Source organism: Robbsia andropogonis, from assembly GCF_000970345.1.
GTDB classification, from domain to species: Bacteria; Pseudomonadota; Gammaproteobacteria; order Burkholderiales; family Burkholderiaceae; genus Robbsia; species Robbsia andropogonis.
The window spans coordinates 1-10,888 of the sequence record NZ_LAQU01000063.1 but is presented as its reverse complement, the minus strand read 5'-3'; the positions used below and the strand labels follow the sequence as shown (position 1 = coordinate 10,888).

10 protein-coding genes and 3 pseudogenes are annotated in these 10,888 nt (G+C 54.7%); 3 read left to right on the top strand and 10 right to left on the bottom strand.

The features are described 5' to 3' along the window. Nucleotides 1-68: 68 nt before the first annotated feature. The 6 genes from WM40_RS24720 to WM40_RS24695 form a co-directional block, all read right to left on the bottom strand. The gene (locus WM40_RS24720) at nucleotides 69-275 is read right to left on the bottom strand and encodes a hypothetical protein (RefSeq protein WP_046154292.1); all 207 of its coding nucleotides are present in this window, start codon (nucleotides 273-275) and stop codon (nucleotides 69-71) included. Nucleotides 276-329: 54 nt separating this feature from the next. Next, nucleotides 330-1,244: an ABC transporter substrate-binding protein gene (locus tag WM40_RS24715; RefSeq protein ID WP_082103212.1), complete on the bottom strand. Its 915-nt coding sequence runs from the start codon at nucleotides 1,242-1,244 to the stop codon at nucleotides 330-332. A 34-nt stretch (nucleotides 1,245-1,278) separates the two neighbouring features. Continuing rightward, nucleotides 1,279-1,794, bottom strand: a complete 516-nt coding sequence (locus WM40_RS24710; protein ID WP_024904329.1) for a flavin reductase family protein — start codon at nucleotides 1,792-1,794, stop codon at nucleotides 1,279-1,281. Nucleotides 1,795-1,856: 62 nt separating this feature from the next. Further along, nucleotides 1,857-3,179 (bottom strand): LLM class flavin-dependent oxidoreductase, encoded by a 1,323-nt coding sequence (locus WM40_RS24705; RefSeq protein ID WP_046154291.1) that lies wholly within the window; start codon nucleotides 3,177-3,179, stop codon nucleotides 1,857-1,859. A gap of 63 nt (nucleotides 3,180-3,242) precedes the next feature. Continuing rightward, nucleotides 3,243-4,046, bottom strand: coding sequence for an amino acid ABC transporter ATP-binding protein (locus tag WM40_RS24700; protein WP_082103210.1), 804 nt, complete (start codon nucleotides 4,044-4,046; stop codon nucleotides 3,243-3,245). Beyond that, nucleotides 4,043-4,954: an amino acid ABC transporter permease gene (locus WM40_RS24695; RefSeq protein ID WP_082103208.1), complete on the bottom strand. Its 912-nt coding sequence runs from the start codon at nucleotides 4,952-4,954 to the stop codon at nucleotides 4,043-4,045. Before WM40_RS24695 ends, WM40_RS24700 begins: the two co-directional genes overlap by 4 nt. Before the next feature lie 158 nt (nucleotides 4,955-5,112). On the opposite strand from WM40_RS24695, the gene WM40_RS24690 reads away from it, so the two are divergent. Beyond that, entirely contained in the window at nucleotides 5,113-6,030 is a 918-nt protein-coding gene (locus WM40_RS24690; RefSeq protein ID WP_046154290.1) for a LysR substrate-binding domain-containing protein, read from the top strand. 119 nt (nucleotides 6,031-6,149) lie between these two features. Here the strand turns inward: WM40_RS24690 and WM40_RS24685 are convergent. The 3 genes and pseudogenes from WM40_RS24685 to WM40_RS30450 all read right to left on the bottom strand — a co-directional run. After that, nucleotides 6,150-6,616 (bottom strand): annotated as a pseudogene (locus tag WM40_RS24685) (IS6 family transposase); the annotation flags it as partial. A 266-nt stretch (nucleotides 6,617-6,882) separates the two neighbouring features. Beyond that, entirely contained in the window at nucleotides 6,883-8,592 is a 1,710-nt protein-coding gene (locus WM40_RS24680) for a methyl-accepting chemotaxis protein (protein ID WP_046154289.1), read from the bottom strand. 141 nt (nucleotides 8,593-8,733) lie between these two features. Then, nucleotides 8,734-8,991 (bottom strand): hypothetical protein, encoded by a 258-nt coding sequence (locus tag WM40_RS30450; protein ID WP_157685972.1) that lies wholly within the window; start codon nucleotides 8,989-8,991, stop codon nucleotides 8,734-8,736. Nucleotides 8,992-9,306: 315 nt separating this feature from the next. Between WM40_RS30450 and WM40_RS31805 the strand changes: the two genes are divergently transcribed. Next, complete coding sequence (locus tag WM40_RS31805) at nucleotides 9,307-9,534, top strand: hypothetical protein (protein ID WP_046154288.1); 228 nt, start codon at nucleotides 9,307-9,309, stop codon at nucleotides 9,532-9,534. Nucleotides 9,535-9,722: 188 nt separating this feature from the next. Here WM40_RS31805 and WM40_RS24670 read toward each other — a convergent pair. Then, nucleotides 9,723-10,456 (bottom strand): annotated as a pseudogene (locus WM40_RS24670) (IS6 family transposase). 292 nt (nucleotides 10,457-10,748) lie between these two features. On the opposite strand from WM40_RS24670, the pseudogene WM40_RS32640 reads away from it, so the two are divergent. Further along, nucleotides 10,749-10,888, top strand: a pseudogene (locus tag WM40_RS32640) (IS5/IS1182 family transposase); the annotation flags it as partial.

The window sequence follows — 10,888 nt, the reverse complement described above, 5'->3', positions numbered from 1 at the left end:
GTATCCGCAGCGCCATGGAGAGGGCTTTCCCAGATGCAAACGTCCGACCGATACAACTGGAAAGTGATTCATTTGAATAGGTTGATGCGAAGGATCGCCATGTCGTAATGACGGCGATTGCATCGCGCGCAGATGCGGTCGTGACGTTTAATGTGAGAGAATTCGCCGTGGAGGTTGTCCGCGATCCCTAGTAAGCCCGCGCGCGTCATGCTGTCGATCCCGCGCATGCCCCAGTCATCCAAAATCATTACGTCCGTCTTCGCGAGTTGCAGCAACCATTTTCCGGACGCGCTACTCGCGTGCGATATCCTTGTCGGCGAGATACGGTTTTAATAGGACGGATCGTTGATCGGGAAACGCGGAAAGCCGTCGGCTGCGGGCACACCCCATTTCTGCATCAGCGCGGCATAGCCTCCCGCCGCTTCGACTTGAAGCAGCGCCTGACGGAACGCCTCTGCCAGTTGACGGCCGTCGTCGTCCGTTCCGAAACCAATACCGTAGGCAGAGTTGTAGTAAAAAAACGCCTGTCGGTACTTGTCCGGAAAACGCTTGATATTGTAATTCGCAGCGGGCGAATCGACCCAGGCCATTTGGTTGACGCCGGTCGTCAGCGCCAGCAACGTCATATTGGTATCCGTATAGGTGGAGATAATCATTGCCTGCTTGCCTGCCGCAACACAAGCCTTGCTGATCTCGTAAGCCTTCCCGAGCTGTGCCGTTCCTCGCGGGAGGCCCGCCGACACGCCGCAGAGATCGCCTAAGTCGTGAACCACAAGCGGACTGCCCGCCGCCGTCACGATGGTCTGCCCTACCTTGAGATAGTCGATGAACGTGACCTGCCCGTGACGTGATGGAAAATCGCCTAATGAAAGCAGTATGTCGAAGCGTTTTGCACTGAGCCCAGGGACGAGCGAGTCGAACGACGCTTGAACGAATTGGAGCTTCAATCCCAGGACCTTGGCTGCGGCGGAAAGGAGCTCCGGCGCGAAGCCTGCGATATTGCCATCATCGTCGACGAATTTGATTGGCGCGATCTCCGGATTCACGGCCACCGTCAATGTGCCCGCGCTCCGATAGTGCACGGGTACGGCCGTCGTTGTGGGCCCAGCGACCGCCGCGCCGTTCACAGCGGCGCGGTCGGCCGCCTGACCCGGTTGGATCGCGAACATCGCGACCCATCCCAGCGCCGCGACTATCCGGACACAACAGTTCCGCGGTGTTTCGTTCAAAAAGAAGAAGGACATGTTTTCCCTGATCTGGTTGTAGACAAAAAACACTTCAGGTCTTGGGCACCAGCGCCGAGGAAAAGCCACGTCGATGCCACAGCAAGGGACTGCCATCCAAGGCATCGTCCAAGATCGTGTCGACGATTTCCCCGACGAGAATGCTGTGCGAATAGCCTTCGTGCAATGCGAGCAACCGGCACGCGAGCGACGCTACGCTTTCCGCCAACATCGGCACCCCACCTGGCCCCGCGCGCCACGTTGACGGATCGAAGCGCGCAGACCCACTTTCGGATATGAAACGCTCGGCGATATGACGTTGCCGATCGGACAGAAGATTCACCGCGAACACACCGCAGCGAACGATCGTGTCATGCACGCTTGCTTCCTTATTGATACATGCCAGAATGGTGGGCGGGGCTGCAGACAGGCTACACACGGAAGTTGCGAGGACACCAGCGGGCGAGGTGCCGTCCGTTGTCGTAACCGCACTGATACTAGTGGTGAAGCGCGCCATCGCGTCTCGAAACACCGCGGCCGAGATACCCATGCTATCAACGTCGGTCTGCATCCAAACCTCCTCCGTTCGTAATAATGGTAGGAATACTTATTGCTTAGCTCGATATCATGAAATCACATCCCATATTCTAGCCGGCCAAGGCCAAGATTTTCGCGCAGCGTGCGTGCCTCGTATTCAGTACGGAACAGGTCTCGCCGACGCAATTCAGGAAGAACGAATCGAACCAGATCGTCGATACCATGTGGCAACGTCGGCGGACAAATATTGAAACCGTCCGCCGCACCGCGTCTGAACCAGTCTTCCATGACATCGACAATGTCAGACGCGGTGCCAATCAAGTGGAAATTGTTGCCCGACGCGACCCGTTTGAATATCTGGCGAATCGTCAAACCGTCGCGACGTGCCAATGCGAGCAAATTCTCGGCAATGCTGCGAACTTTCTGCCCTCCCAGATCCGGCACCGGTCCGTCGAGATCATAAGCAGAAAGATCACCCAGCGTCTTGTACAGTAGAGACAGACCGCTCAACGGGTCGATCAGGTCCTGCAACTGATCGAATTTGTCTTGCGCCTCCTGCCGGGTTTCCCCGACATACAACATCAGCCCCGGCATGATCAACATCTGATCCGGTTCACGTCCGTATTTTCCTAGCCGCCTTTTCAAATCCTCGTAATAGGCTTTCGCCCCATCGAAATCGAGCGCATTGCTATAGACCAAATCGGCACTTCGCGCTGCCAGCTCGCGGCCAGCTTCAGCAGCACCCGCTTGCACGATGATCGGTCGTCCCTGTGGCGTGCGCGCGGAATTAAGCGGCCCCCGCACCTGGAAATGCACGCCTTTGTGATTCGGGACGTGCAATTTCCGTTCATCATAGAAGACACCACTTTGCTTGTCTCGAATAAATGCATCATCCTCCCAACTATCCCAGAGCTTCTTGACGACATCGACGAACTCGTCGGCCCGGTCGTACCGTTTCTCATAGCCCAGGTGTGCGTCCCGGCTGAAATTCCACGCTTCCTGTTCGGACCACGACGTCACGACATTCCACCCGGCACGTCCTCCGCTGATGTGGTCGATCGACGCATACTTTCGTGCAATATGAAAAGGTTCGTTATACGTGGTGGATGCCGTTGCCACCAGGCCAATATGCGAAGTGTGTGCACCGATTGCCGCTAATAACGTCAACGGCTCAAGCTCGGCATTTTTTGAATCACGTGCCAATGACCCTTTCGGCTCGTCGTTGGCACGGACACCGATACCATCAGCGAAAAATATCATATCCAATTTGGCATCTTCCGCTTTTTTCGCAGTACTTAGAAAATACTGAAAATCAATTGCACCGTCTGCTGGCACCTCCGGATGACGCCAGGCTGCCATATGATAGCCCTGATATCGCATTGACAAGCCGAGCCGCATTTTGCGCTTCTCACCAGCCATGATTATCTCTCCTCGCATAAATGGGATATTACCGTGTGCTTTGCCTGGAAGGCTGGTTCACGCCTATCCTCGTTGATGAGTCATAAAACGACGACAGCGTTCGGTACTGCCGCCCGCAAAAATCTGCTCGGGGCTTCCTTGATCGACGATCTTGCCTCCGTCCATCAGCACCACCCGACTCGCGACCTTACGCGCAAAGTCCATTTCATGGGTGACGACGACCATCGTCGTCCCGGCAAGCGCGAGTTCCTGGATGACGTCTAGGACTTCGCTCACCAACTCAGGATCCAGCGCGCTCGTCGGCTCGTCAAAAAGCATGATTTCGGGCTCCATCGCCAGCGCCCGCGCAATGGCCACGCGCTGTTTCTGGCCGCCCGATAACTGCGCCGGATAATGATGCATGCGATCGCTAAGGCCAACGCGTGCCAATAAACGCTCTCCTTGCGCAAGGGTCGTCGAACTGTTTTTCCGTCCTACAATGCGTGGTCCGGCCAGCACGTTATCGAGCACCGTGTAGTGCGGAAATAGATGGAAGCCCTGAAACACCATGCCAAAATGGCGGCGCTGATGATCCAATGCTTTATCCTTCAGTCGGACGCACTTCGTGCCACGCGTTTCCGCACCAAGCGCTTCCCCGTTGAAACGCATCGCACCGAAATCAATCAGCTCCAGCATATTCATACATCGCAGCAAGGTGCTTTTCCCTGACCCCGAGGGACCGATAATGGCAACCACTTCTCCTTTCGAGAGCAAGAAATCGACATCCTTCAATGCGGCAAACGAGCCAAAATGCTTACCGACGCCGGACATCTCGAACAGCGGCACGCCCAAATCCACACCCGGTATCCGATCCACCGCAGCCTTCATTTAGGTGCTCCTTTTCCGAAGTGTCGCTCCAAGATGTTCTGTACGAACATGGCCAGGCTTGTCAGAAACAGGTACCAGATGCACGCGACCGTCAGCAAGGGAATCGTCTCGAAATTGGTCGCGTAAATCAATTGAACCGTGGTCAGCAATTCGACATAACCTATGACAGTGACCAGCGATGTATTTTTAAACATCGTAATGAGCTCATTCGCCAGCGGCGGAATGATGATGCGCACGACCTGCGGGACGATGACATGCCACATCATCCTGAAGTCACTCATCCCAAGCGCTTTGCACGCTTCTTTTTGTCCTCGATCAATTGCGGCGATACCGGCTCGAAATGTCTCCGCGCTGTGACCTCCGAGGTAAATCGCCAAGCCGATCACAGCGGCACTGAAACGTGAAATCAACTGGTTCGTGTTCACGTCGAACAGCGTCACATGCAGCAAAGGGATCGATAGCGTCAAACGTGGTACTAGCGCGGACAGGAAAAAGAGAAAAAGCAGCATCGCGAGTGTCGGGGTAGCGCGAATGACCCAAATATAGAGAAATCCCAGGGCTCGGGGCACCGGATGCTGTGCCATCCGACATGCAGCGACAACCACACCGATCGCCAAACCCAACATGCTGGAAACAGCCGTCAGAATCAACGTGTTGCCAAGACCTCGCAAAACCCGCGCGCTGAACAAATAATGCGCTACGAGCGGCCATTGCCAACGCGGATTCCCCACAAAAAGCATCAATGCAAGCGCCACTGCGATAACTGCAAAGACATACCACAGCGCGTCCGACAGTTTCGCCCGGGGATGGATGGTCTGACGTTGCCGCGTCGGCGGGCGTGGCCGGTCGGCGCCATCGCGCAGGTGTAGCGTTGGCGTTTCGCCAGGCAGTGGCTCTTGAATAGGCATGTGCACTAAAATTTCCCTCGGATGGTTGTCCCGATCACCTGGGAGAAATATAGGCAGTAAAAATTACTACATCTATTCGAATTTTGTTTGATCGAAACAAACAAATGTAATGACCTAAAGAATGCGGAAAACGCCGTAACCCAACCTGGAGCAACCCTGTGGCCAAGCTGAATGCGAAGCAAATGGATGTATTCGCCGCTGTGATGACGTACGGCTCCATTACCGCGGCAGCCCAGCAGCTGAACGTATCGCAGCCGGCGGTAAGCCGGATGATCGAGCGTTTCGAAATGGAAGCGGGTTTCGTCGCTTTCGAAAGGCGGCGTGGCAGACTGATTCCCACGCCGGAGTCCGAGATATTTTTTGCCGAAGTACGACAGTTCTATCGCGGAATCGATTATCTGAACGACGTCGCCCGGGAAATCGGAAGCACTCGTCGCGGCTACCTTCGTATCGGAGTGTTTCCGGCGTTCGCGGAAGGCTGGATCACACAACGAGTGGCCCAGTATCTTGAAAATAAGGCGCAGATCTTCACGTCGGTGATGCCGATGTCGACAGACAGCGTCGTGGACGCGGTATCGCGCCAGACCATTGATCTCGGTATCACCCTTCGGGCATCGGATCGCGATGGCGTCCGAGCGGAAGAGATCTGGCGCGCCGACATTGTCTGTATCGTCCCGACCGGCCATCGGCTCTCCAGAAGAAAAATCATTGATCCGGCGGACCTTTCAGGCGAGGATTTCGTAGCGATGGCCGATCGCGGTCCAACGCGTAATTACCTCGATACTGTCTTCAATTCCCTCGGCATAGAACGGAAGATGCGCGCGGAAAGTCCATGGGCATCCACTGTCTGTCATATGGTCGCGGAACGTTTGGGCGTTGCCTTGGTATTGCGGGATGTCGCTGAAGAGTTCGCCTTTCTCGGCTTCCACGTGTTGTCCTTCCAACCCCATATGGAATACCAGGCTTTTCTGGTGAGCGGCACGACCCGGCCGCTTTCCGCCGCAGCGAAAGGCTTTCGCGAACTTCTGCTCGCGCAACACAAGCAAAACCGACCGAAACGATCACGGCGCGCCTAGCCTCTTTGGATCTCTGCACAACGTACCAAAGCCCTCGAAGAGGTAGGTAAAACGATCGCGCGGCATTGTCAGGTTGTTGTGCTTGTTGACGTAAGATGTCGTGATGAAGAAACCAAAATCGCTCTAATCGCTTTTAATGCTGCGAGGTTCGATCCGCTCTTATCGATCGTCACCGTCTCGGCGTCGCCGTCTAGCGCGACTGCCCGCTCGAAATATGCCTGCGCAGCAGCTTTGTCCCGGCGTGCTCGCAGCAGGAAATCAACCGTGTTGCCGGCTTCGTCGACGGCCCGGTAGAGATATCGCCACTGCCCCCGATTCGAACGTATGTCTCGTCCATTCTCCCGCTTCTGCCCACCGTGCGTTTGCACCGCCGGATCGCTTTTTCAAGTAGCGGCAACAGTTTGATCGCCCAGCGATGAACGGTCGAATGGTCCACAGCAATACCACGCTCTGCCATCATCTCTTCGACGTGTCGTAAGCTCAACGGATACGCAACATACCAACGCACGCATAGCAGCATCGCGTCCAGCGGACAGTGGAGCCATTTAAACACTTTCGACATCGCCGCAGTCAGGTTTTGCTTCATGGATCTGATTGTTCGCTCGCGGCCTTCAGAATAACAGACCGCCTTATTGCGACAGAACCGCCTTGACCATGTCTCGCCGGCGACGACCTCCATCTATATATCAACGGAATTGGATCGTCGCATTCGGGCGTTCGAGGAGGCGTTCTGATTGCGAAGGCACACCACGAAACCGACTAGGCGGACCTCTTAACCCGCTTTATTTTTTTCTGAGGCGATCTCCACCAGGCTCTCAACGATCTTACCTATTTGCACCAGAACCGAATGAACTAGAAGTTTTCCCATGGACTCGTGGCGGACGACAACGCCGGCTCCTTGGGGCGCACTATCTGGTTTGCCTGCTTTTTAGCCGCAAGCGGGCCGCCGATGGGGCGGGGCTGCACCACAGGGGATTTTCCAGCATCGGCTTCTCCATCAAGATTGATACGGAAAATTGCAACAGAATCGCGAAGGCTTTGTGCCTGGTCGGCCATGGCCTTTGCGGCGGCCGTAGCCTGCTCAACTAATGCCGCATTTTGTTGCGTTACTTCGTCCATTTGACTCACCGCCATATTCACCTGTTCAATGCCGGCGCTTTGTTCGCTGGACGCCGACGCAATCTCTCCCATGATGTCGGTTACGCGTTTTACCGATCGGACGACATCGTTCATCGTTTCCCCTGCACTGTGTACAAGCGCCGAGCCTGCATTCACATGCTCGACCGAGGTTCCGATCAGTCCCGTAATTTCCTTCGCGGCGGCAGCGCTGCGTTGTGCCAGTGTGCGTACTTCCCCTGCGACCACGGCGAAGCCGCGGCCTTGCTCTCCTGCCCTTGCTGCTTCCACCGCCGCATTGAGTGCCAGAATATTGGTCTGGAATGCAATGCCTTCGATCACAGAGATAATGTCGACGACCTTTGATGAACTTGCCGAAATATCCTGCATGGTCGTAACAACCCGTCCAACTACTTCGCCACCCGTCGCGGCGGTTTCTGAAGCAGAGTTGGCGAGAGTGCTGCCTTGACGCGCATTTTCAGTGTTCTGTCGAACCGTGGCGGTGATCTCTTCCATGCTGGCTGCCGTCTCTTCCAATGACGCAGCCTGTTCCTCGGTTCGCTGTGAAAGATCCACATTACCTTGCGCAATCTCGCCAGCGGCGACGGAAATGGACTCCGCGGACGTTTTAATGCCTGCGACAACCTGACTTAAATTGCCGCGCATGACTTCGAGCGAAGCCATCAGGCTCGTTTCATAATTGACGCCAACGTGCACCTTCTGCGTCAAATTGCCTTCGGCGATTTGGCGTGCCATCTCCTGTGCGTCGGTTGGTTCTCCACCCAGTTGCTTAAGAATGCTTGCCTTGATGACAAACGCCAAGAATAACCCTGCGATGGTCGCCACCGCTACGGTGCACCAAGTTGCGGTGCGAACTGTAACGTAGGCAGCATCCGCATCCGCACTTGCCTCGGCGTTTAACTGGTCCTCGAAATCGGCGAGCTCAGTAAGGTGTGTCAGCCAGATCGCCTGAGCGGGCCTGGCTTCCTTGATCAAGACGCGTATGGCTTCGGTGGGATTATTCGCCAAGGACAGCGCCAAAGCCTTTGCCATCAAAGGGGCTGCGGCAGCAGCGTCGTCTTTGATTTTGGCGAAGAGGGTGTGCTCACGATCGGTGGTACCGGCTTCGGCCGCGAACATTTTGCCCAGTGCATCCTCCGCGTCCGCATAGAGCCTTTTTTGCTTGTTCAGGCGTTCGGACTCTTGCGCCATGTCGGCTGGCTCGGTCAGCAATGCAATATTACCTATGGCAATGCCCTGGTTTGATACGGCACTCTTCATTTCCTTCGCATATTTTAATTCTGCGTTGTTAACGTGGGCGATGGCGTCAAGATTGCCGTGTAATGAAAAGATTCCATAAATGCCGATGAGCGCGACAATCAGCAAAAGTACAAGAATGCTGCCGAAGCCAATTGTTAAGCGGGTTGACACTTTTAAATTGTTCATTAGACTAAATGGTTTGTTATTTACAGTTCCGTATAACGGCATAATTATTAAAAACTTTACCAATTTCAGATCCTTAACATTTCGCACGAACAATTACTTTCCGGACCGGAGCTCGCTTCAGAAATAGCGCAATAAAGCACGTCATTTCGATGAAATTCTTGCCAGATGCGGTTCTGACGGGTATTGAGTTTCGACGCGGCAATCCGTGCTATCGCCATAACTCTTCTTATGGCAATAGTGATTTTCGGCTTTTAAACAGTCGCTTTGCGGCTCGAGCCACGCGAGAAACGCCACAGCAAGACCGACTGAAACGGCCACCGGCTCTGGCTGATCGGGGATGCATGTCGCAGCTGGAATGTTTTGTGCTCCGATGTCGGTTTCGTTGTGTCGATCGGCCATCAGCGACTGAGCGCGCCTGGCGTGCTTTATCGCCCGAATTCTGAAGCGACCCCTACATGGTGCTGGCAATGAGAAGGCCAAGTACGTCACCTAATCGCACGTCGGCTACTCGATATGTCTGTATTACCGGGCGACTCGCCAACAGTCAGTCGGGATTTCTGCTAAAGCACAATGCCTCTGAAATCTTTCGAAATACCGCACAGATCTATCGAGATAATGACCAGAAAGACATCATAAAGATAGGGTAATCCGTGTGCACAAACACACTGCTAGCATTGGAACGCCATACTCTTTAACCTTGTTTTCTCTCTCGCTATGCGCCCTTATGCTGCGATACCGTCAAATCTTTCTGCCGTCTTCTCCCACCGAGACATCACACTGCGCCAGCGCGTCATCTGCGGGAGTACCACGCTATTGAGCATTGCCATGTTGGCGGCGCCCGTTGCCGCACACGCGGATAATGTGTTTTACAACGTCAACAATCAATTGACGGCCTCGATCGGCGGGCATCATTTGAACTATAAGGAATCGACAGACCAATAAAGCTCCCTCGATAGCGAAACCGGCACGCAAGTCGCGTATCAGGTGCATGCCTCGATGCAGCAGTCGTTCTTCGGCATCAACGACATTTACCTGAGTGCGACCGTCGCCTATTCCAAAGGCAACACCGACTACAACGGCATTGTCAACTTGGCGAAACGAAGACTGTACGACAGCAGATGTGATGGCTATCAAAAGTCGAAGGACGGATTTTGGGTGAATTCGGCGAATTCACGCCATGCGAGGAAGCTGGCCGCGAGCCGGTTGCGATAAAGTGCAACTGGCTGCATATGCCGCTTGAGCGCGAAATGTTGACGGATCGGCCCGAAGTACGAAAGTAATTTCTGCGTGCGTCTCGGGCTGCGAAAACCCGCATGCGACGCTTGCGTTCGCGTGTGGGTTGATGGCTATTCTCGGCCCGATTGTTTAGTCGCGCTGCTGCCTTGACGAACACTTGCTTCACCTTCGCCAGTTCCGGGATTTCGGCTTTCGCCGCCGGATAGCTGCGTAAATTATCGGTGACGATCTTGCGCGGTACCGGGTTCGATCGCATTACGCGCTTGAAGAAACGTTTGGCAGCGGCCTTGTCACGCCGCTTTTGCAACAGAATGTCGAGTTCTGTGCCATGCTCGTCCACTGCACGCCAGAGCAGGTACGGTTCGCCGCGAAGCGAGACGAACATCTCGTCGAGGTGCCACGTGTTTCCAGGCTTGGGCCGGGCGGCTTTCGCCCTGCGAGCAAAACCCTTACCGAACTTGTCGCACCAGCACCCGATTGTCTCGTAGCTCACGACGACCCCGCGCTTGAAAAGCAATTCCTCGATGTCGCGCAGACTTAACTGGAAGCGGAAATACCAAGGCACGGCGCAACTGATGACCGCAAGCGGGAAGAGATGGCAGTGATAGAGCGATTTTGATTTCTTCATCACAACATCTTACGTCACCGACCCAACAACCTGACAATGCCGTATTTCCAATGGCGTCCATTACGGAGTCGAAAGCTTTCAAAGCATCTTCCTTTTAAGAGGCGGTTTCAGAAAGACGTGAAGGGCTCTGTTAACTTTATAGACATCCTGTTAACCTAGGCCATCGCGATGAAGAGACCAAGGGATGGACAAGCCATTCATTGACGAATTATGGCGACGACTCGAACCGTTACTGCCGCAGGCGAAAGCGCGTCGCGAGAAGTATCCTGGTCGCAAGCCGGTACCGGATCGCCATGACGTCACACAATTGTTGCCGTTCATCGACGCAATTCCAGCCATCCGTGGCATACGCGTTCGCCCTTGCAAAAGCCTCAAGTAGTTTTTGCAGATCGCGGGTACGACTGCGAAGCACACCGACAGAAATTGCGCGAT